The following is a 21,075-nucleotide window of genomic DNA, read 5'->3' as shown; positions in this document are numbered from 1 at the left end:
CCACCAGTGAATGACCTTGCCACCGACCGAAGAAGCGTCGGCCGGCAATTGGAGAACGAATCCGTGATCACCGAACTTGAATTCAAGAGCCTCAGCGCCCAGGGCTACAACCGTATCCCGCTGATGGCCGAGGCCTTTGCCGACCTCGAAACGCCTCTTTCCCTTTACCTCAAGCTCGCCCACTCGCAGGGCGGCGGCAAGCACAGCTTCCTGCTCGAATCGGTCGTGGGCGGCGAGCGCTTCGGGCGCTACAGCTTCATCGGCCTGCCCGCACGTACCTTGCTGCGCGCCAGCGGTTTCGGCGCCGATGCCGTGACCGAAGTGGTGACCGACGGGCAGGTGGTCGAAACCGCCGCCGGCAATCCACTCGACTTCATCGCCGACTACCAGAAGCGCTTCAAGGTGGCGCTCAGGCCGGGCCTGCCGCGCTTCTGCGGCGGCCTCGCCGGCTACTTCGGCTACGACACGGTGCGCCACATCGAGCGCAAGCTCGAGAAGAGCTGCCCGCCCGACACGCTCGGCTGCCCCGACATCCTGCTGCTGCAGTGCGAAGAGCTCGCCGTCATCGACAACCTCTCGGGCAAGCTCTATCTCATCGTCTACGCCGACCCGAAGCAGCCCGAGGCCTATGCCAATGGCAAGCGGCGCCTGCGCGAACTCAAGGAGAAGCTCAAGTACTCGGTCAGCGCGCCCATCGTGAAGCCCACGCAGGCGCATCCGCCCGAGCGCAGCTTCGCCAAGGCCGACTATCTCGCGGCCGTGGAGCGCGCCAAGGAAATGATCGCCGCCGGCGACTTCATGCAGGTGCAGGTCGGCCAGCGCATCAGCAAGCGCTACACCGAGTCGCCGCTGTCGCTGTACCGCGCGCTGCGGTCGCTGAACCCGTCGCCCTACATGTACTACTACCACCTGGGTGACTTCCATGTGGTGGGGGCGTCGCCAGAGATCCTGGTGCGCCAGGAGAACACGGGCGATGGCGAGCAGAAGATCACCATTCGCCCGCTGGCCGGCACGCGCCCGCGCGGCGCCTCGCTCGAACTCGACAAGGCGGCCGAGGAAGAACTGATCAACGACCCGAAGGAGCGCGCCGAGCATGTGATGCTGATCGATCTCGCGCGCAACGACATCGGCCGCATCGCCAAGACCGGCACCGTGAAGGTGACCGAGGCCTTCGCGGTGGAGCGCTACAGCCATGTGATGCACATCGTGAGCAACGTCGAAGGCACGCTGAAGGACGGCATGACCGCCATCGACGTGCTCAAGGCCACCTTCCCGGCCGGCACGCTGACCGGCGCGCCCAAAGGTGCATGCGATGGAACTCATCGACCAGCTCGAGCCCACCAAGCGCGGCCTCTACGGCGGCGCCTGCGGCTACATCAGCTATGCGGGCGACATGGACGTGGCGATCGCGATCCGTACCGGCATCGTGAAGGACCAGATGCTGCACGTGCAGGCCGCGGCCGGCGTGGTCGCCGACTCGGTGCCCGAGCTGGAATGGAAAGAAACAGAGGCCAAGGCGCGCGCACTCCTGCGTGCCGCCGAACTGGTCGAGGAAGGTTTGGAATGAGCGCAGCGCCGGGCCGCCCCAAGCAAGCTCGCACCGCAGTGCGCAGCACGGAGGTAATACGATGAATTCCGCACCCGATATTCAGAACGACTTCTCGCACGAGATCATTGGTGCGGCCGTCGAAGTACAGCGCGTGCTCGGTACGGGGCTCGATGAAGGCGCCTACGCCGCGGCGCTGGCCATCGAACTGGCCGAACGCGAGATTGGCTTCACGCGCGACGTGGCGCTGTCGGCCGCTTACAAGGGCCGCTCGCTCGGCGAGGTGTACCGCGCGGGTTTCGTGATCGAGCAGTCGGTCATCGTCGAGCTCAAGGCGGTCGATGTGCTGACCGACCTGCACCGCGCCCAAGTGCTCGCGGCACTGCGTCTCTCGGGCCTCAAGCTGGGCCTTCTCATCAACTTCAACGTGTTCCCCGTCGTCAAGGGCGTGCACCGGATTGTGAGCAAGCCATGAAACTGCTGATGATCGACAACTACGACAGCTTCACCTACAACATCGTCCAGTACTTCGGCGAGCTGGGTGCGGATGTGCAGGTGCATCGCAACGACGAGATCACCGTCGCGCAGATCGGCGAACTGATCGCCTCCGGCGTGACGCGGCTCGTGGTGTCGCCGGGGCCGTGTTCTCCGGCGGAAGCGGGCGTCTCGGTGGCGGCCATCGAAGCCTTCGCGGGCAAGCTGCCGATTCTTGGCGTGTGCCTCGGCCACCAGGCCATCGGCGCGGCGTTCGGCGGCAAGATCATTCGGGCGCAGCAACTGATGCATGGCAAGACCAGCGAGATCACGACGACGCAAGAGGGCGTGTTCGCGGGGCTGCCCGAGAAGTTCATCGTCAACCGCTACCACTCGCTCTCGATCGAGCGCGAAAGCTGCCCGAAGGAATTGGCTGTCACCGCGTGGACCGAAGACGGCGAGATCATGGGCGTGCGGCACACCGGATTTGCGCATGACGTGCGCATCGAAGGCGTGCAGTTCCACCCCGAATCGATCCTCACCGAGCACGGCCACGCCATGCTCAAGAACTTCCTGGACTGACCCACCATGACCGAACGCACTTCCGTCGTCGACCTGCGCAGCGACACCGTCACCCAACCCACCGCTGTCATGCGCGAAGCCATGATGGCCGCGCCGCTCGGCGATGACGTCTTCGGCACCGACCCGACTGTCAACGCGCTGCAGGAAAAGATCGCCGCGCTGCTGGGTTTCGAGGCGGCGCTGTTCGTGCCGACCGGCACGCAGAGCAATCTCTGCGCGATCCTGTCGCACTGCGGCCGCGGCGATGAGTACATCGTCGGCCAGCAGGCGCACTGCTATCGCTGGGAAGGCGGCGGCGCCGCGGTGTTCGGCAGCGTGCAGCCGCAGCCTCTCGACCACGCACCCGACGGCACGCTGCCGCTCGCGCAGATCGAGGCGGCGATCAAGCCTGACGACGCGCACTTTGCGCGCACGAAGCTGCTGGCGCTGGAGAACACGCTGGGCGGCAAGTTGCTGCCGTTCGAGTATGTGCAGGCCGCAACGGATCTCGCCAAGAGCAAGGGCCTGCAGCGGCACCTCGACGGCGCACGCCTCTTCAACGCGGCGACAGCGCAGGCCGCGCTGAACAAGCGCAGCGACATCCGCGCCGAAGCCCGGCGCATCGCGCAGTGCTTCGACAGCGTGTCGGTCTGCTTCAGCAAGGGACTGGGCGCGCCCGTCGGCTCGGCGCTGGTCGGTTCGCGCGAGTTCATCGCGCGGGCGCACCGCATCCGCAAGATGGCGGGCGGCGGCATGCGTCAGGCGGGGCTGCTGGCTGCGGCTGCGTCGCATGCGCTCGATCATCATGTCGATCGGCTCGCTGACGACCACGCGCTGGCCCAGCGCCTCGCGCAGGGGCTCGAAGGCATTGAAGGCCTGACTGTCGAAGCGCCGCACACGAACATCGTGTTCGTCGATCTCACGGGCGCCGCGCAGGCGCGTTCGTCGGAACTGCTCGCGAGCCTCAACGGCCAGGGCATCCTCGCGACGGGCCTCTATCGCCTGCGCTTCGTGACGCACCTGGATGTCGACGCGGCGGGTGTGGACCGGGCGGTTGCCGCGATCCGCGCGTTCTTCAAGTCCTGAAGCCTGCGAGGACGCGATGCCTGATCTTCCCCATCTGCTCGCCTTCATCGCCGCCGGCTGGCTGCTGAACCTCACGCCCGGGCCCGACGTGCTCTACGTCGTGACGAACTCGCTGCGCTCCGGCGTGCGCGCCGGCATCGTGGCGGGACTGGGCATCACCGCCGGCTGCTTCGTCCACATCTTCGCGGCGGCGGTCGGCGTCGGCACGCTGATGGCGACATCGGCGGCGGCCTTCACGGTGCTCAAGTACATCGGTGCGGCCTACCTGCTGTACCTCGGCGTGCGCATGGTGCTGTCGCGACCAGCGCCGCCTGCAGATCTCGGCAGGGCCGCAGCAGGCGGGGAACGCGGCCTCAAGGCGATCTTCCTCGGCGGCTTCTGGACGAATGTGCTCAACCCCAAGGTGGCGTTGTTCTTCCTGGCCTTCGTGCCGCAGTTCATTGCACCCGGCGCTGACGACAAGGCGCTGTACTTCGTGCTGCTGGGCGTGCTGTTCAATCTCAACGCCATCCCCGTCAACGTGGGATGGGCCGTGGCGGCCGGCTGGATGGCGCGCCGTGGCGCTGTGCAGAGGGGCATGCACTGGCTCGACCGCGCGGCCGGCGTTCTCTTCATCGGCTTCGGCCTCAAGCTCGCGTTCACCGACGCACCGGCCGTTCGTGTCGGCCACTGACCACAGACAGACACCAGGAGACTTCCCATGATCACCCCCCAGGAAGCGCTGCAGCGCACCATCGAGCACCGCGAGGTCTTCCACGACGAGATGCTGCACATCGTGCGGCTCATCATGAGCGGCGAATGCTCGCCCGTGATGATGGCCGCGCTGATCACCGGCCTGCGCGTGAAGAAGGAAACCATCGGCGAGATCACCGCCGCCGCGCAGGTGATGCGCGAAGTGTCGACCAAGGTGCCCGTGATCGACACCACGAACCTCGTGGACATCGTGGGCACCGGCGGCGACGGCTCGCACACCTTCAACATCTCGACCTGCTCGATGTTCGTCGCGGCCGCGGGCGGCGCGAAGGTGAGCAAGCACGGCGGGCGCAGCGTGTCGAGCAAGTCGGGCAGTGCCGACGTGCTGGAGTCGCTGGGCATCAACATCAACCTGAAGCCCGAGCAGATCGCGCGCTCCATCGAGCAGTGCGGCATCGGTTTCATGTTCGCGCCCAACCACCATCCGGCGATGAAGAACGTCGCTCCGGTGCGCAAGGAATTGGGCATCAAGACCATCTTCAACATCCTCGGGCCGCTGACCAATCCCGCGGGCGCGCCGAACATCCTGATGGGCGTGTTCCACCCCGACCTCGTGGGCATCCAGGTGCGCGCGCTGCAGCGCCTGGGCACCGAGCACGCGCTCGTGGTCTACGGGCGCGACGGCATGGACGAAATTTCGCTGGGCGCCGCCACGCTGGTGGGTGAGCTCAAGAACGGCGAGATCCGCGAGTACGAGCTGCACCCCGAGGACTTCGGCTTCGCGATGTCGAGCAACCGCGCGCTGCGTGTGGAAACGCCCGAGCAGTCGAAGGCGATGCTGCTGGGGGTGCTCGACAATCAGGCCGGCCCGGCGCTCGACATCGTGCTGCTGAATGCCGGCGCGGCGCTGTATGCGGCCAACGTGGTCGACTCGGTGGCCGCGGGCGTCCAACGCTCGCGCGAAGCCATCGTGTCGGGCGCGGCGAAAGCCAAGCTCGCCGAGCTGGTCAAGGCCTCCGCGACCGTCTGAGCCTCTGAAAAAAGAAAGCATCACAAGCCATGTCCGACATCCTCGACAAGATCGTTGCCGTCAAGCGCCAGGAAGTGGCGGCGGCGCTGAAGCGCGCGCCGCTCGAAGCCGTTCGCTTCGACGCCGAAAGCCGCGTACTCACGCGCGATTTCGAAGCCGCCCTGCGCGCCAAGATCGCTGCGGGCCAGGCCGCCGTGATCGCCGAAGTCAAGAAAGCCAGCCCGAGCAAGGGCGTGCTGCGCGAAGACTTCATTCCAGCGGACATCGCGCAGAGCTACGCCGAGGGCGATGGCAAGGTCAGCGCGGCGTGCCTCTCGGTGCTGACGGACAAGCAGTTCTTCCAGGGCGGCGTGGACTATCTCAAGCAGGCCCGCGCCTCGTGCGACCTGCCGGTGCTGCGCAAGGACTTCATCATCGACGCATACCAGGTGTACGAGTCGCGTGCGATGGGCGCCGATGCCATCCTGCTGATCGCCGCGTGCCTCGACGACGCGCAGATGAAGGACTACGAAGCCATCGCGCGCGGGCTCGGCATGGCGGTGCTGGTGGAGGTGCACGATGCGGCCGAACTCGATCGCGCGCTGAAGCTCAAGACGCCGCTCATCGGGGTCAATAACCGCAATCTGCGCAACTTCGAGGTGTCGATCCAGGCCACGATCGATCTGCTGCCGCGGCTTCCGACCGATCGGTTGCCGGTGACCGAATCGGGCATCGGCACGCGTGAAGACGTTGCCACGCTGCGTGCGGCGGGCGTCAACGCGTTCCTGGTCGGCGAAGCGTTCATGCGCGCCAAGGAACCCGGCGAGGCCCTCGCTGCGTTGTTCGAATGAACCGGCCGGATCAGCTGTCGAGCAGCGATCCTGCCGACTGGCCTGTGGCGCCGGGCTGGCAGCCGTTGGTCGGCGATTTTTTTGCGGGCGTCGTGGGACAGAAACTGCTCGGCTTCCTGCGTGAGCGTCTCGATGCGCATGCCGTGATCTTTCCGCCGCAACCGCTGCGGGCACTGGAATTGACGCCGCCTGAAGACGTGCGAGTCGTGATCCTGGGCCAGGACCCGTACCACGGGCGCGGACAGGCCGAAGGACTCGCGTTCTCGGTGGCGCCCGGCGTCGCGCTGCCGCCGTCACTGCGCAACATCTTCAAGGAGCTTCAGCGCGACCTTGGCACGGCGCCGCCGCAGTTTCCGAATCCAGGTGGCAGCCTGGTGAAGTGGGCGACGCATGGCGTGCTGCTGCTCAACACCTGCCTCACGGTGGAAGAAGCCCAGCCGGCGAGCCATTCAGGGCGGGGGTGGGAAGTGCTGACCGATGCTGTCATCCGACATGTATCGGACGGCGCAAAACCTGTTGTTTTTATGCTGTGGGGTTCGCATGCGCAAAGTAAGCGCGCGTTGATCGACGTTGGGCGCCACAAGGTGCTGATGTCGAATCATCCGTCGCCACTTTCTGCCTTGCGCCCGCCGGTGCCGTTCATCGGATGTGGTCATTTCGGCGAAGCGCGTGCTTGGCGGGAGGCGCATCAGGGAGGCGGCTGAATTCGCGGATAATCCGCGCAGTTCATGCCTCGGGCAGTTCTCTCGCTTCTTCTTGGTGCTGGGAGTTCTGTGTAGTCACAAAACCGTGCTATATTTCGAGGTTCGCCGGAGAGGTGGCCGAGTGGTTAATGGCAGCAGACTGTAAATCTGCCCTCTTACGAGTACGCTGGTTCGAATCCAGCCCTCTCCACCAGCGATGAATTTGGTTTCTAAGAGCGATTGGATCTAGCGCTTTGGGTGCCTTGAAGTGCCCCCGATGCGGGAGTAGTTCAATGGTAGAACCCCAGCCTTCCAAGCTGATGACGCGGGTTCGATTCCCGTCTCCCGCTCCAGAGACCCGGTTCGACGCCGGAAGCGATTGGTTAGACAAAAGCCCTTTTGGCTCAGTGGTAGAGCACTCCCTTGGTAAGGGAGAGGTCGCGGGTCCGATTCCCGCAAAGGGCACCAGTTTCTGGGGGTTGCAACGGCAGGTTTGCAACCCATCTGCATACGTTGAAATCGTTTTTTTCGGAGTCGAAAAATGGCAAAAGGTAAATTCACCCGCACCAAGCCGCACGTGAACGTGGGCACGATCGGTCACGTTGACCACGGCAAGACGACGCTGACGGCTGCGATTGCAACCGTTCTGTCGGCCAAGTTCGGTGGCGAAGCCAAGGCTTACGACCAGATCGACGCAGCGCCCGAAGAAAAGGCTCGCGGCATCACGATCAACACCGCGCACGTCGAGTACGAAACGGCCAACCGCCATTACGCACACGTCGACTGCCCCGGCCACGCCGACTATGTGAAGAACATGATCACCGGCGCCGCTCAGATGGACGGCGCCATCCTGGTGTGCTCGGCCGCTGACGGCCCGATGCCCCAGACCCGTGAACACATCCTGCTGGCTCGCCAGGTGGGCGTGGGCTACATCATCGTTTTCCTGAACAAGTGCGACATGGTCGACGACGCCGAGCTGCTCGAGCTGGTCGAAATGGAAGTGCGCGAGCTGCTGGACAAGTACGAATTCCCTGGCGACGACACCCCCATCATCCACGGCTCGGCCAAGCTCGCCCTGGAAGGCGACAAGGGCAAGCTGGGCGAAGAAGCCATCATGAAGCTGGCTGAAGCGCTGGACACGTACATCCCGACGCCCGAGCGCGCCGTGGACGGCACGTTCCTGATGCCCGTGGAAGACGTGTTCTCGATCTCGGGTCGCGGCACTGTGGTGACCGGCGCTGTCGAGCGCGGCGTGATCAAGGTCGGTGAAGAAATCGAGATCGTCGGCATCCGCCCGACCGTCAAGACCACCTGCACCGGCGTGGAAATGTTCCGCAAGCTGCTGGACCAGGGCCAAGCTGGCGACAACGTCGGCGTGCTGCTGCGCGGCACCAAGCGCGAAGAAGTCGAGCGCGGCCAAGTGCTGTGCAAGCCCGGCTCGATCAAGCCGCACGTGCACTTCACCGCCGAGGTGTATGTGCTGTCCAAGGACGAAGGTGGCCGTCACACGCCGTTCTTCAACAATTACCGCCCGCAGTTCTACTTCCGCACGACGGACGTGACCGGCGCGATCGAGTTGCCCAAGGACAAGGAAATGGTCATGCCTGGCGACAACGTCAGCATCACCGTCAAGCTGATCAACCCGATCGCGATGGAAGAAGGCCTGCGCTTCGCCATCCGTGAAGGCGGCCGTACCGTGGGTTCGGGCGTCGTGGCAAAGATCCTCGACATCTAAGCCGAGCGAAAAGAGTACCGGAGGGGTATAGCTCAATTGGCAGAGCGTCGGTCTCCAAAACCGAAGGTTGTAGGTTCGATTCCTACTGCCCCTGCCACCTAGGTGGCACTCCGAAAAAGCCCATCGTGACCCGATGGGCTTCGGCGTCTCAAGAGGCGCATTGAATTGAAGGTCGAAAGACCACAGGAAATCAGCCGAACATGGCCACTTCTCAAATCGAAACCGTGAGCACGGGCGCCGACAAGGCCAAATTGGCCGCGGCCGTGGTGCTGGCAGTGGGCGCCATCGTGGCGTTCTACCTGCTGTCGCGCCAAGGCTCGCTGGTGCAATGGGCTGCGCTGCTGGTCGGCTTGGCCGCGGCCGTGGGCGCCTTCGGCAGTTCGGAGAATGGCCGTCAGTTGTGGGCCTTCGGCCGCGACTCGTGGCGCGAGGTCAAGAAGGTCGTCTGGCCGACCCGCAAGGAAGCGATGCAGATGACGGCCTATGTGTTCGCCTTCGTGGCGATCATGTCCGTCTTCCTCTGGCTCACCGACAAGACGCTCGAATGGGTGTTTTTCGACCTCATTCTGGGCTGGAGAAAATAAATGACCGACGACGTAGTTGAAACCACGCCGAGCGCACCCGAGGAAGAAAACACCTCCGTGCTGGCTCCCGCCGCCAACCCCGATCTGCGTTGGTACGTGGTGCATGCCTATTCGGGCATGGAGAAGGCCGTCGAGCGCAACATCACCGAGCGCATCAACCGCGCCGGCATGCAAGACAAGTTCGGCCGCATCCTGGTCCCAACCGAAGAAGTGGTCGAGATCAAGAACGGCCAGAAGCGCACCACCGAGCGCCGCTTCTTCCCGGGTTACGTGCTGGTCGAAATGATCATGGACGACGAGAGCTGGCACCTGGTGAAACACACCAACAAGGTGACCGGCTTCGTGGGCGGCGCCAAGAACCGTCCCGCCCCGATCTCGCAGAAAGAGGTCGAGGACATCGTCAGCCAGATGCAGCAGGGCACCGAGAAGCCGCGCCACAAGGTCGAGTTCACCGTCGGCGAATTCGTGCGCGTCAAGGAAGGCCCATTCACCGACTTCAATGGCACGGTGGAAGACGTCAATTACGAGAAGAGCAAGGTCAGCGTGTCGGTCATGATTTTCGGCCGCTCCACGCCCGTTGAACTCGAATTCAGCCAGGTCGAGAAGACCTGAGCCTTGGGCCGAGAGGCCTGAACCATTTCCGGCTGCGCGCTATCCGACTCGGCGCGCGGCCTTGAGCAGAAGAGTCGTTAAACCCCGGGGAGCCACGGCGAAAGCCAAGGCGATATCACCCGCAAGGAGCAAAAAATGGCGAAAAAAATCGTCGGCTTCGTCAAGCTGCAAGTGCCAGCTGGCAAGGCCAACCCATCACCACCGATCGGTCCCGCACTGGGCCAGCGTGGTTTGAACATCATGGAGTTCTGCAAGGCGTTCAATGCGCAGACGCAGAGCTACGAGCCGGGTCTGGCGCTGCCGGTGGTCATCACCGCGTTCGCCGACAAGAGCTTCACCTTCATCATCAAGTCGCCGCCCGCTGGCGTGCTGATCAAGAAGGCGATCAAGCTGGACAAGGGTTCGGCCCGCCCGCACCTGGACAAGGTCGGCAAGATCACGCGCGCTCAGCTCGAAGAAATCGCCAAGACCAAGATGAAGGATCTGACGGCCGCCGACATGGACGCCGCGGTTCGCACCATCGCCGGTACTGCCCGCTCGATGGGCGTGAATGTGGAGGGCGTGTAAATGTCCAAGATCACCAAGAAGCAAAAAGCGCTCGAAGGCAAGGTCGACAGCAACAAGCTGTACCCGCTGGCTGACGCGATCGTCATCGTCAAGGACGCCGCCACCGCCAAGTTCGACGAATCGATCGACGTGGCCGTGCAACTGGGCATCGACGCGAAGAAGTCGGACCAGGTCGTTCGTGGCGCCGTCGTGCTGCCCAACGGTACCGGCAAGACCAAGCGCGTGGCTGTGTTCGCCCAAGGCGCCAAGGCTGAAGAAGCCAAGGCTGCCGGCGCCGACATCGTCGGCATGGACGACCTTGCTGCGATGGTCAAGGCTGGCGACATGCCTTTCGACGTCGTGATCGCTGCCCCCGATGCCATGCGCGTCGTCGGTACGCTCGGCCAGATCCTCGGCCCGCGCGGCCTGATGCCCAACCCCAAGGTTGGCACCGTGACCCCTGACGTCGCCACGGCAGTGAAGAACGCCAAGGCTGGCCAGGTTCAGTTCCGCGTCGACAAGGCCGGCATCGTGCACGGCACGATCGGCCGTCGCTCGTTCGACAACGACAAGCTGCAGGGCAACCTCGCCGCGCTGATCGACGCTCTGGTCAAGGCCAAGCCGGCGACCAGCAAGGGCGTGTACCTGCGCAAGGTGGCTGTGTCGTCGACCATGGGTCTGGGTGTCCGCGTGGACACGCAAACCATCTCGGCGAGCTAAAGAGATTGGCCCGGCTCCGAAAGGAGCAGGGCGAATGTGGTGGGTCGCGGCAGCTTCGGTTGCCGTGAGCCATCCAAGACCGCTGGTGTGCAGGGCGCTGCACTTAATGGCCGGATCGATCCTTCCGGTACCCAGCGCAGATGGCGATCCCGCTGCGAGGAATTTGATTTTTGTTCCGAACAGTTGGTCGCTGCATGAAGCGCGATCCGAGGCCCCGGCCGAAGGTCGCATTAAAAGGAGTAGACCTTGAGTCTGAATCGCAGTGAGAAAGAAGCGGTCATCAGTGATGTGACCAGCCTCGCCGCTAAAGCTCAAACGCTCGTGATGGCGGAATACCGTGGCATCACGGTTGCCGATATGACCAAACTGCGCAGCGAAGCTCGCAGCAAGGGTGTGACCCTCAGCGTGTTGAAGAACACGCTGGCACGCCGTGCTGTCGCTGGTAGCGCATTCGAAGTCGTCGGTGACCAGATGACCGGTCCGCTGATCTACGGCTTTTCCGAAGACGCAGTGGCCGCCGCCAAGGTGGTGGCCGACTTCGCGAAGACCAACGACAAGTTGGTGATTCGCGGTGGCGCGTTTGGCGGCAAGGCCCTGGACGTCAACGGCGTGAAGCAGCTGGCCAGCATCCCTTCCAAGGAAGTGCTGCTGTCCCAATTGCTGGGCTTGATGCAATCCCCCGTTTCCCGCACGGCACGCGTTCTCGCGGCGCTGGCTGCGAAGCGTGGCGAAGGCGAAGCTGCACCCGTCGCCGAAGCACCGGCAGAAGCGCAGGCTGCTTGAGCCTTGCGTTTGAAGTATTCAACCCAATTGTTAGGAAACAAAAATGGCATTCGATAAAGACGCATTTCTGACCGCGCTCGACAGCATGACGGTCCTGGAACTCAACGACCTGGTCAAGGCCATCGAAGAGAAGTTCGGCGTGAGCGCCGCAGCAATGGCCGCTCCGGCCGGCGCTGGTGGTGGTGCCGCTGCTGCAGCAGTGGAAGAGCAGACCGAATTCAACGTCGTGCTGGCCGATGTCGGCGCGAACAAGGTGTCGGTCATCAAGGCCGTGCGCGAAATCACCGGCCTGGGCCTCAAGGAAGCCAAGGACCTGGTGGAAGCCGCTCCCAAGGCTGTCAAGGAAGCCCTGTCCAAGGCTGACGCTGAAGCCGCCAAGAAGAAGCTGGAAGAAGCCGGCGCCAAGGTGGAACTGAAGTAATTCAGACCCCCTAGAGGGCTGGAGGCGCCTGAAAAGGCCCTCCAGCCTTTGCCGCTTTCAGAGCGCACCCAAAAGCCGGCTTGATGCCGGCTTTCCCGGAGACCATCAAGGTCGACGGAAAAGCCGGCATCAAGACGATTTTTGAGTGTCTTCTGACCCCGACTGCAGAAGACCCCTTGGTTCGGGCGATGTGCAACGCATCGCTGTCCGCCAACGGCTGGTAGTGGCCAGCCGCCAAGCAGTGGTGCCGTTCGTCCCGGCATTGCTGACAAGTCGCTGAAGATCTCAAGCTCCGGAGCTCTCATGGCCCAATCGTCCGCGTACAGTTACACCGAACGCAAGCGCATCCGAAAAAGTTTCGGTAACCGCGACAGCGTCGTCGAAATCCCCTACCTGCTGCAGATGCAGAAAGACGCGTACACCGCGTTCCTGCAAGCCGGCATCGCCCCCAAACAACGCACCGTCGAAGGCCTGCAGGCCGCGTTCGACGCCGCGTTCCCGATCGTCTCGCACAACGGTTTTGTCGAGATGAAGTTCCTCGAGTACAACCTCGCGAAGCCGGCTTTCGACGTGCGTGAGTGCCAGACCCGCGGTCTGACCTTCGCCTCGGCCGTGCGCGCCAAGGTCCAGCTCATCATCTATGACCGCGAGTCGTCGACGTCGCAGTCCAAGGTGGTCAAGGAAGTGAAGGAACAAGAGGTCTACATGGGCGAAGTGCCGCTCATGACCGAAAAGGGTTCGTTCATCATCAACGGCACCGAGCGCGTGATCGTGTCGCAGCTGCACCGTTCGCCCGGCGTGTTCTTCGAGCACGACAAGGGCAAGACGCACAGCTCGGGCAAGCTCCTGTTCTCGGCCCGCGTGATTCCTTACCGCGGCTCGTGGCTCGACTTCGAATTCGATCCGAAGGACATGCTGTACTTCCGCGTGGACCGTCGCCGCAAGATGCCGGTCACGATCCTGCTGAAGGCCATCGGCCTGAACCCGGAATCGATCCTCGCGAACTTCTTCGTGAACGACAACTTCCGCCTGATGGACAGCGGCGCGCAGATGGAGTTTGTCTCCGAGCGCCTGCGCGGCGAAGTCGCGCGCTTCGACATCACCGACAAGTCGGGCAAGGTCGTGGTCGCCAAGGACAAGCGCGTCACCGCGCGCCACACGCGCGAGCTGGAGCAGTCGGGCACCACGCACATCAGCGTGCCGGAAGACTTCCTGGTCGGCCGTGTCATCGCCCGCAACATCGTGGACGCCGACTCGGGTGAAATCCTGGCCAAGGCCAACGATGAACTGACCGAAGCACTGCTGAAAAAGCTGCGCACGGCCGGCGTGCAGGACATCCAGGTCATCTACACGAACGAACTGGACCAGGGCGCGTACATCTCGCAGACCCTGCGCATCGACGAAACCGTCGACGAGTTCGCAGCCCGCGTGGCCATCTACCGCATGATGCGCCCCGGCGAGCCGCCGACGGAAGACGCGGTGCAGGCCCTCTTCCAGCGCCTCTTCTACAACCCGGACACGTACGACCTGTCGCGCGTGGGTCGCATGAAGTTCAACGCCAAGGTCGGCCGCGACGAATCGACCGGTCCGATGGTGCTGACCAACGAAGACATCCTGGCCGTGGTCAAGATCCTCGTTGACCTGCGCAACGGCAACGGCGAAGTCGACGATATCGACCACCTGGGCAACCGCCGCGTGCGTTGCGTCGGCGAACTGGCCGAAAACCAGTACCGCACCGGCCTGGCACGTATCGAGAAGGCCGTGAAGGAACGTCTGGGTCAAGCGGAGCAAGAGCCGCTGATGCCGCACGACCTGATCAACAGCAAGCCGATCTCGGCCGCGCTGAAGGAATTCTTCGGTGCCTCGCAGCTGTCGCAGTTCATGGACCAGACGAACCCGCTGTCCGAAATCACCCACAAGCGCCGCGTGTCGGCCCTTGGCCCGGGTGGTCTGACGCGTGAGCGTGCAGGCTTCGAAGTGCGCGACGTGCACGTGACCCACTACGGCCGCGTCTGCCCGATCGAAACGCCCGAAGGCCCGAACATCGGCCTGATCAACTCGCTGGCCCTGTACGCCCGCCTGAACGAATACGGCTTCATCGAGACGCCGTACCGCCGCGTGATCGACAGCAAGGTCACCAACGAGATCGACTACCTGTCGGCCATCGAAGAAGGCAAGTACGTCATCGCCCAGGCCAATGCGGCCCTGGACAAGGACGGCGTGCTGACCGGCGACCTGGTCTCCGCGCGTGAAGCCGGCGAATCGATCCTGGTCGGTGCCGAGCGCATCCAGTACATGGACGTGTCGCCCGCGCAGATCGTGTCGGTGGCTGCCTCGCTCGTGCCGTTCCTGGAGCACGACGATGCGAACCGCGCGCTGATGGGCGCCAACATGCAGCGTCAGGCCGTGCCCGTGCTGCGCCCCGAAAAGCCGATGGTCGGTACCGGTATCGAGCGCGTTTCCGCGGTCGACTCGGGCACCGTGGTCACGGCTTCGCGCGGCGGTATCGTCGACTACGTCGATGCGACCCGCGTGGTGGTGCGCGTGAACGACGCCGAAGCGGCAGCCGGTGAAGTCGGTGTGGACATCTACAACCTGATCAAGTATCAGCGTTCGAACCAGAACACCAACATCCACCAGCGTCCGATCGTCAAGCGCGGCGACAAGATCGCCAAGGGCGACGTGATCGCCGACGGCGCATCGACCGATCTGGGTGAGCTGGCCCTCGGCCAGAACATGCTGATCGCGTTCATGCCCTGGAACGGCTACAACTTCGAAGACTCGATCCTGATCTCCGAACGCGTCGTCGCCGAAGACCGCTACACCTCGATCCACATCGAGGAACTGGTGGTGATGGCTCGCGACACGAAGCTGGGCGCGGAAGAAATCACGCGCGACATCCCGAACCTGGCCGAGCAGCAGCTCAACCGCCTCGACGAATCCGGCATCATTTATGTCGGCGCCGAAGTGCAGCCGGGCGACACGCTGGTGGGCAAGGTCACGCCGAAGGGCGAGACCACGCTGACGCCGGAAGAGAAGCTGCTTCGCGCCATCTTCGGCGAGAAGGCTTCCGACGTGAAGGACACCTCGCTGCGTGTGGATCAGGGCTCGCAAGGCACCGTGATCGACGTGCAGGTGTTCACCCGCGAAGGCATCACGCGCGACAAGCGCGCCCAGCAGATCATCGATGACGAACTCAAGCGCTTCCGCCTTGATTTGAACGACCAGCTTCGCATCGTCGAAGCCGACGCGTTCGACCGTATCGAGAAGCTCCTGACCGGCAAGGTCGCCAACGGCGGCCCGAACAAGCTGGCCAAGGGCACCAAGCTCGACAAGGCCTACCTGTCGTCGGTCGAGAAGTTCCACTGGTTCGACATCCGCCCGGCGGAAGACGAAGTGGCGACCCAGCTCGAATCGATCAAGAACTCGCTCGAGCAAACGCGCCACAGCTTCGACCTCGCGTTCGAAGAAAAGCGCAAGAAGCTCACGCAGGGCGACGAGCTGCCCGCGGGCGTGCTCAAGATGGTCAAGGTCTACCTGGCCGTCAAGCGCCGCCTGCAACCCGGCGACAAGATGGCCGGCCGCCACGGCAACAAGGGTGTGGTGTCCAAGATCGTTCCGGTCGAAGACATGCCCCACATGGCCGACGGCACGCCGTGCGACATCTGCCTGAACCCGCTGGGCGTGCCTTCGCGGATGAACGTGGGCCAGGTGCTCGAAGTGCATCTGGGCTGGGCCGGCAAGGGCATCGGCCAACGTATCGGCGACATGCTGCAGCAGGAGGCCAAGGTGGCTGAAGTGCGCAAGTTCATGGAGCAGCTGTACAACGGCTCGGGCCGTCCGGAAGACCTGAGCCAGCTCAGCGATACCGACGTGCTCGCCATGGCGGCCAACCTGCAAAGCGGCGCGACCTTCGCCACGCCGGTGTTCGACGGCGCCTCGGAAGAAGAAATCCGCGGCATGCTGAAGCTCGCCTACCCGGACGACATCGCCAAGCTCAAGGGCCTGACCGATACGCGCACGCAGGCCTACCTGTACGACGGCCGCTCCGGCGACCAGTTCGAGCGTCCCGTCACCGTGGGCTACATGCACTTCTTGAAGCTGCACCACTTGGTGGACGACAAGATGCACGCCCGCTCGACCGGCCCGTACTCGCTCGTCACGCAGCAACCGCTGGGCGGCAAGGCGCAGTTCGGCGGCCAGCGTTTCGGGGAAATGGAAGTGTGGGCGCTGGAAGCTTACGGCGCCGCCTACGTCCTGCAGGAAATGCTGACCGTGAAGTCCGACGACGTGCAAGGCCGTACCAAGGTGTACGAAAGCATCGTCAAGGGCGAGCACTCGATCGAAGCCGGCATGCCGGAATCGTTCAACGTGCTGGTCAAGGAAATTCGTTCGCTGGGGCTCGACATCGAGCTCGAGCGTTCTTAAGTTGAAAAGGGAAAGAGTCTTATGAAATCGCTACTCGACCTGTTCAAGCAATTCACGCCCGATGAGCATTTCGATGCCATCAAGATCGGCATGGCTTCGCCCGAGAAGATCCGTTCGTGGTCTTTCGGTGAAGTGAAGAAGCCAGAGACGATCAACTACCGCACGTTCAAGCCCGAGCGCGACGGTCTCTTCTGCGCCAAGATCTTCGGCCCCATCAAGGACTACGAGTGCCTGTGCGGCAAGTACAAGCGCCTGAAGCACCGCGGCGTGATCTGTGAGAAGTGCGGCGTTGAAGTCACGCAGACCAAGGTGCGTCGCGAGCGCATGGGTCACATCGACCTGGCCGCGCCCTGCGCCCACATCTGGTTCCTGAAGTCGCTGCCGTCGCGTCTGGGCCTCGTGCTCGACATGACACTGCGCGACATCGAACGCGTGCTGTACTTCGAAGCCTATGTGATCACCGATCCCGGCATGACCCCGCTGAAGAAGTTCGGCATCATGTCCGAGGACGATTACGACGCCAAGCGCAAGGAATTCGGCGATGAATTCGTTGCCAAGATGGGCGCCGAAGGCATCAGGGATCTGCTCGAAGGCATCGAACTCGACAGCGAGATCGAGCGCCTCCGCGGTGACCTGACCGGCTCCGAAGTCAAGGTCAAGAAGAACTCCAAGCGCCTGAAGGTGCTGGAAGCCTTCCGCAAGTCGGGCATCAAGCCCCAGTGGATGGTGCTCGAAGTGCTGCCCGTGCTGCCGCCGGACCTGCGTCCGCTGGTGCCGCTGGACGGCGGCCGCTTCGCGACCTCCGACCTGAACGACCTGTATCGCCGCGTCATCAACCGCAATTCGCGTCTGCGCCGCCTCTTGGAGCTCAAGGCTCCGGAAATCATCGCGCGCAACGAAAAGCGGATGCTGCAGGAGGCTGTCGACTCGCTGCTGGACAACGGCCGCCGCGGCAAGGCCATGACGGGCGCGAACAAGCGCGCACTCAAGTCGCTGGCCGACATGATCAAGGGCAAGAGCGGTCGTTTCCGCCAGAACTTGCTGGGCAAGCGCGTGGACTACTCGGGCCGTTCGGTCATCGTGGTGGGCCCGACGCTCAAGCTGCACCAGTGCGGCTTGCCCAAGCTGATGGCGCTCGAGCTGTTCAAGCCCTTCATCTTCTCGCGCCTGGAAGCCATGGGCATCGCGACGACGATCAAGGCTGCCAAGAAGGAAGTCGAATCGGGCACGCCGGTGGTCTGGGACATTCTGGAAGAAGTGATCAAGGAACACCCGGTCATGCTGAACCGTGCGCCTACGCTGCACCGTTTGGGCATCCAGGCGTTCGAGCCGATCCTGATCGAAGGCAAGGCGATCCAGCTGCACCCGCTGGTTTGCGCCGCCTTCAACGCCGACTTCGACGGCGACCAGATGGCCGTTCACGTGCCGCTGTCGGTGGAAGCGCAGATGGAAGCCCGCACGCTGATGCTGGCCTCCAACAACGTGCTGTTCCCGGCTTCGGGCGAACCGTCGATCGTTCCTTCGCAGGACGTGGTGCTGGGTCTGTACTACACGACCCGCGACCGCATCAACGGCAAGGGCGAGGGCCTGATCTTCTCCGACATCGGTGAAGTGCAGCGCGCGCTGGACGCCAACGAAGTCGAACTCACCGCCAAGGTGGCAGTGCGCATCACGGAGTACACCAAGGACAAGGAAACCGGCGTCTTCACGCCGTCGACCTCGCTCGTGGACACCACCGTGGGCCGTGCCCTGCTGTCCGAGATCCTGCCCAAGGGCCTGCCGTTCTCGAACATCAACAAGGCGCTGAAGAAGAAGGAAATCTCCAAGCTCATCAACGTCTCGTTCCGCAAGTGCGGCCTGAAAGAGACCGTCGTGTTCGCCGACAAGCTGCTGCAAAACGGCTTCCGCCTGGCGACCAAGGCCGGTATCTCGATCGCGATCGACGACATGCTGGTGCCCGCCGAGAAGCACGGCATCATCGAGCGCTCCGCCAAGGAAGTGAAGGAGATCGAACAGCAGTATGTCTCCGGTCTCGTGACCTCCGGCGAGCGCTACAACAAGGTGGTGGACATCTGGGGCAAGGCCGGCGACGAAGTGTCGAAGGTCATGATGGCCAAGCTCTCGAAGCAGAAGGTCATCGACCGCCACGGCAAGGAAGTCGAGCAGGAGTCGTTCAACTCCATCTACATGATGGCCGACTCCGGCGCCCGCGGTTCCGCAGCGCAGATTCGCCAGGTGGCCGGCATGCGTGGCCTGATGGCCAAGCCGGACGGCTCGATCATCGAGACGCCCATTACCGCGAACTTCCGCGAAGGCCTGAACGTGCTGGAGTACTTCATCTCCACCCACGGTGCCCGTAAGGGTCTGGCCGACACGGCGCTGAAGACGGCGAACTCGGGTTACCTGACCCGTCGTCTGGTCGACGTGACGCAAGACTTGGTCGTGACCGAGCAGGACTGCGGCACGCACGGCGGCTACCTGATGCGCGCGATCGTCGAAGGCGGTGAAGTGATCGAGTCGCTGCGCGACCGAATCCTCGGCCGCTCGGCTGCGGACGACGTGCTGCACCCGGAAAACCGCTCGGTGCTGCTGAAGGCCGGCGAGATGTTCGACGAAGACAACATCGAAGTCCTGGAAGCCCAGGGCGTCGACGAAGTCAAGGTCCGCACCGCGCTGACCTGCGAAACCCGCTTCGGCATCTGCGCGACCTGCTATGGCCGCGACCTGGGTCGCGGCGGCCTGATCAACATCGGCGAAGCCGTGGGTGTGATCGCGGCGCAGTCGATCGGCGAACCCGGCACGCAGCTGACGATGCGTACGTTCCACATCGGTGGTGCGGCATCGCGTGCGGCCATCGCTTCGAGCGTGGAAGCCAAGTCGAACGGTTCGATCGGCTTCAACGCCACGATGCGCTACGTGACCAACAGCAAGGGCGAGCTGGTCGTGATTTCGCGTTCGGGCGAGATCGTCATTCATGACGAGCACGGCCGTGAGCGCGAGCGCCACAAGGTGCCGTACGGCGCGACCCTGGCCGTCAAGGCCGACCAGCAGATCAAGGCCGGCCACGTGCTCGCCAACTGGGATCCGCTGACGCGCCCGATCATCACCGAGTTCGCCGGAAAGACGCAGTTCGAGAACGTCGAGGAAGGCCTCACGGTTGCCAAGCAGGTGGACGAAGTGACCGGCCTGTCGACCCTGGTCGTGATCGATCCGAAGCGCCGCGGCGCTGCCAAGGTCGTGCGCCCGCAGGTGAAGCTCATCGACGCCTCCGGCGCCGAAGTGAAGATCCCGGGCACCGACCACTCGGTGACGATCGGCTTCCCGATCGGCTCGCTGGTGCAGATCCGCGACGGCCAGGACGTGGGCCCCGGCGAAGTGCTGGCGCGTATTCCGGTCGAAGGCCAGAAGACCCGCGACATCACCGGCGGTCTGCCGCGCGTTGCCGAGCTGTTCGAAGCGCGCTCGCCGAAGGACAAGGGCATGCTGGCCGAGATGACCGGTACCGTGTCGTTCGGTAAGGAAACGAAGGGCAAGATTCGCCTGCAGATCACCGATCCCGAAGGCGGCGTCTACGAAGACCTCGTGCCGAAGGAAAAGAACATCCTGGTGCACGAAGGCCAGGTGGTGAACAAGGGCGAGTCGGTGGTCGACGGTCCGGCGGACCCGCAGGACATCCTGCGCCTCTTGGGTTCGGAAGAACTGGCGCGCTACATCGTGGACGAAGTGCAGGACGTGTACCGCTTGCAGGGTGTGAAGATCAACGACAAGCACATCGAGGTGATCGTTCGCCAGATGCTGCGCCGCGTCGTGGTCGACAACATCGGCGAGACCGGCTACATCTCCGGCGAACAGGTCGAACGCAGCGAAATGCTCAACACCAACGACGCCCTGCGCGCCGAAGGCAAGATCCCCGCGACATTCACGAACCTGCTGCTGGGTATCACGAAGGCATCGCTGTCGACCGACTCGTTCATCTCGGCTGCTTCGTTCCAGGAAACGACGCGCGTGCTGACCGAAGCCGCGATCATGGGCAAGCGCGACGAGCTGCGCGGCCTGAAGGAAAACGTCATCGTCGGCCGCCTGATTCCCGCAGGCACCGGCATGGCTTACCACCAGGCTCGCCGGGCCAAGGACGCGATGGACGACGCCGAGCGCCGCGCCATCGCCGAATCGGAAGCTGCCGAACTGGCGGGTTCCTCGAGCGATGCGACGAGCACGGCCGACGCCAGCGAAGGCGCTGCGACCGAATAAGCGGCTAGCATCACCGGCCATGACCGGTACCCCACGCCCCCCGACCGCCTCCGGTTGGGGGGCGTTTTTCTTTGTGCTTTCCTGATGATGAG

At 63.6% G+C, this 21,075-nt stretch carries 16 protein-coding genes, 4 tRNA genes and 1 pseudogene; all 21 read left to right on the top strand.

The genetic code is table 11. From position 1 onward, the window contains the following. The first annotated feature begins 63 nt into the window (after positions 1-63). The 21 genes and pseudogenes from trpE (at position 64) to rpoC (ending at position 20,983) form a co-directional block, all read left to right on the top strand. Positions 64-1,567 (top strand): annotated as a pseudogene (trpE, locus tag QF040_RS21540) (anthranilate synthase component I). Between the two features lie 61 nt (positions 1,568-1,628). Then, a complete protein-coding gene (locus QF040_RS21535; RefSeq protein WP_429612731.1) occupies positions 1,629-2,021 on the top strand; it encodes a GxxExxY protein in 393 nt (130 codons plus the stop codon). Then, positions 2,018-2,602, top strand: a complete 585-nt coding sequence (locus QF040_RS21530) for an aminodeoxychorismate/anthranilate synthase component II (protein ID WP_429612730.1) — start codon at positions 2,018-2,020, stop codon at positions 2,600-2,602. Before QF040_RS21535 ends, QF040_RS21530 begins: the two co-directional genes overlap by 4 nt. A 6-nt stretch (positions 2,603-2,608) precedes the next feature. Then, a complete protein-coding gene (gene ltaE / locus QF040_RS21525; RefSeq protein WP_429612729.1) occupies positions 2,609-3,667 on the top strand; it encodes a low-specificity L-threonine aldolase in 1,059 nt (352 codons plus the stop codon). A 16-nt stretch (positions 3,668-3,683) separates the two neighbouring features. After that, complete coding sequence (locus QF040_RS21520) at positions 3,684-4,340, top strand: LysE family translocator (RefSeq protein ID WP_429612728.1); 657 nt, start codon at positions 3,684-3,686, stop codon at positions 4,338-4,340. Positions 4,341-4,367: 27 nt separating this feature from the next. Beyond that, on the top strand, positions 4,368-5,390 hold the full coding sequence (trpD, locus tag QF040_RS21515; RefSeq protein WP_429612727.1) for an anthranilate phosphoribosyltransferase: 1,023 nt from the start codon (positions 4,368-4,370) through the stop codon (positions 5,388-5,390). Between the two features lie 29 nt (positions 5,391-5,419). Beyond that, entirely contained in the window at positions 5,420-6,220 is an 801-nt protein-coding gene (gene trpC, locus QF040_RS21510; RefSeq protein WP_429612726.1) for an indole-3-glycerol phosphate synthase TrpC, read from the top strand. Continuing rightward, complete coding sequence (locus QF040_RS21505) at positions 6,217-6,924, top strand: uracil-DNA glycosylase (RefSeq protein WP_429612725.1); 708 nt, start codon at positions 6,217-6,219, stop codon at positions 6,922-6,924. Before trpC ends, QF040_RS21505 begins: the two co-directional genes overlap by 4 nt. Before the next feature lie 107 nt (positions 6,925-7,031). Continuing rightward, positions 7,032-7,117 (top strand) — tRNA-Tyr (locus QF040_RS21500). 65 nt (positions 7,118-7,182) lie between these two features. Then, positions 7,183-7,256: transfer RNA gene (locus QF040_RS21495), tRNA-Gly, on the top strand. Between the two features lie 40 nt (positions 7,257-7,296). Further along, positions 7,297-7,371 (top strand) — tRNA-Thr (locus QF040_RS21490). 73 nt (positions 7,372-7,444) lie between these two features. Further along, positions 7,445-8,638 (top strand): elongation factor Tu, encoded by a 1,194-nt coding sequence (tuf, locus tag QF040_RS21485; protein ID WP_013539103.1) that lies wholly within the window; start codon positions 7,445-7,447, stop codon positions 8,636-8,638. A 21-nt stretch (positions 8,639-8,659) separates the two neighbouring features. Further along, positions 8,660-8,735: transfer RNA gene (locus QF040_RS21480), tRNA-Trp, on the top strand. A 103-nt stretch (positions 8,736-8,838) separates the two neighbouring features. Next, positions 8,839-9,222, top strand: a complete 384-nt coding sequence (secE, locus tag QF040_RS21475) for a preprotein translocase subunit SecE (protein WP_007831049.1) — start codon at positions 8,839-8,841, stop codon at positions 9,220-9,222. Continuing rightward, positions 9,223-9,834 (top strand): transcription termination/antitermination protein NusG, encoded by a 612-nt coding sequence (gene nusG, locus QF040_RS21470; protein ID WP_013539104.1) that lies wholly within the window; start codon positions 9,223-9,225, stop codon positions 9,832-9,834. 135 nt (positions 9,835-9,969) lie between these two features. Further along, a complete protein-coding gene (rplK, locus tag QF040_RS21465) occupies positions 9,970-10,401 on the top strand; it encodes a 50S ribosomal protein L11 (RefSeq protein ID WP_013539105.1) in 432 nt (143 codons plus the stop codon). Beyond that, complete coding sequence (rplA, locus tag QF040_RS21460) at positions 10,402-11,100, top strand: 50S ribosomal protein L1 (protein ID WP_013539106.1); 699 nt, start codon at positions 10,402-10,404, stop codon at positions 11,098-11,100. It begins immediately after the preceding gene. Positions 11,101-11,346: 246 nt separating this feature from the next. Next, positions 11,347-11,883: a 50S ribosomal protein L10 gene (rplJ, locus tag QF040_RS21455; RefSeq protein WP_013539107.1), complete on the top strand. Its 537-nt coding sequence runs from the start codon at positions 11,347-11,349 to the stop codon at positions 11,881-11,883. Between the two features lie 43 nt (positions 11,884-11,926). Then, positions 11,927-12,304 (top strand): 50S ribosomal protein L7/L12, encoded by a 378-nt coding sequence (gene rplL / locus QF040_RS21450; RefSeq protein WP_013539108.1) that lies wholly within the window; start codon positions 11,927-11,929, stop codon positions 12,302-12,304. A 303-nt stretch (positions 12,305-12,607) separates the two neighbouring features. Continuing rightward, positions 12,608-16,732 carry a DNA-directed RNA polymerase subunit beta gene (gene rpoB, locus QF040_RS21445; protein ID WP_429612724.1) on the top strand — a complete coding sequence of 1,375 codons (4,125 nt, stop codon included), beginning with the start codon at positions 12,608-12,610 and terminating at the stop codon, positions 16,730-16,732. Between the two features lie 21 nt (positions 16,733-16,753). Continuing rightward, complete coding sequence (gene rpoC / locus QF040_RS21440; RefSeq protein WP_013539110.1) at positions 16,754-20,983, top strand: DNA-directed RNA polymerase subunit beta'; 4,230 nt, start codon at positions 16,754-16,756, stop codon at positions 20,981-20,983. Positions 20,984-21,075: the final 92 nt, after the last annotated feature.

Source organism: Variovorax sp. W2I14 (assembly GCF_050435205.1).
Taxonomy (GTDB): domain Bacteria; phylum Pseudomonadota; class Gammaproteobacteria; order Burkholderiales; family Burkholderiaceae_C; genus Variovorax; species Variovorax paradoxus_C.
Note: the sequence above shows the minus strand (reverse complement) of the source record. Positions and strands in the feature narration are given on the sequence as shown.

What these genes read in the sequence shown, in the direction of transcription:
- QF040_RS21535 (WP_429612731.1), top strand. Translation starts at nt 1,629, where the DNA reads ATGAATTCCGCACCCGATATTCAGAACGACTTCTCGCACGAGATCATT.
- QF040_RS21530 (WP_429612730.1), top strand. Translation starts at nt 2,018, where the DNA reads ATGAAACTGCTGATGATCGACAACTACGACAGCTTCACCTACAACATC.
- ltaE (WP_429612729.1), top strand. Translation starts at nt 2,609, where the DNA reads ATGACCGAACGCACTTCCGTCGTCGACCTGCGCAGCGACACCGTCACC.
- QF040_RS21520 (WP_429612728.1), top strand. Translation starts at nt 3,684, where the DNA reads ATGCCTGATCTTCCCCATCTGCTCGCCTTCATCGCCGCCGGCTGGCTG.
- trpD (WP_429612727.1), top strand. Translation starts at nt 4,368, where the DNA reads ATGATCACCCCCCAGGAAGCGCTGCAGCGCACCATCGAGCACCGCGAG.
- trpC (WP_429612726.1), top strand. Translation starts at nt 5,420, where the DNA reads ATGTCCGACATCCTCGACAAGATCGTTGCCGTCAAGCGCCAGGAAGTG.
- QF040_RS21505 (WP_429612725.1), top strand. Translation starts at nt 6,217, where the DNA reads ATGAACCGGCCGGATCAGCTGTCGAGCAGCGATCCTGCCGACTGGCCT.
- tuf (WP_013539103.1), top strand. Translation starts at nt 7,445, where the DNA reads ATGGCAAAAGGTAAATTCACCCGCACCAAGCCGCACGTGAACGTGGGC.
- secE (WP_007831049.1), top strand. Translation starts at nt 8,839, where the DNA reads ATGGCCACTTCTCAAATCGAAACCGTGAGCACGGGCGCCGACAAGGCC.
- nusG (WP_013539104.1), top strand. Translation starts at nt 9,223, where the DNA reads ATGACCGACGACGTAGTTGAAACCACGCCGAGCGCACCCGAGGAAGAA.
- rplK (WP_013539105.1), top strand. Translation starts at nt 9,970, where the DNA reads ATGGCGAAAAAAATCGTCGGCTTCGTCAAGCTGCAAGTGCCAGCTGGC.
- rplA (WP_013539106.1), top strand. Translation starts at nt 10,402, where the DNA reads ATGTCCAAGATCACCAAGAAGCAAAAAGCGCTCGAAGGCAAGGTCGAC.
- rplL (WP_013539108.1), top strand. Translation starts at nt 11,927, where the DNA reads ATGGCATTCGATAAAGACGCATTTCTGACCGCGCTCGACAGCATGACG.
- rpoB (WP_429612724.1), top strand. Translation starts at nt 12,608, where the DNA reads ATGGCCCAATCGTCCGCGTACAGTTACACCGAACGCAAGCGCATCCGA.
- rpoC (WP_013539110.1), top strand. Translation starts at nt 16,754, where the DNA reads ATGAAATCGCTACTCGACCTGTTCAAGCAATTCACGCCCGATGAGCAT.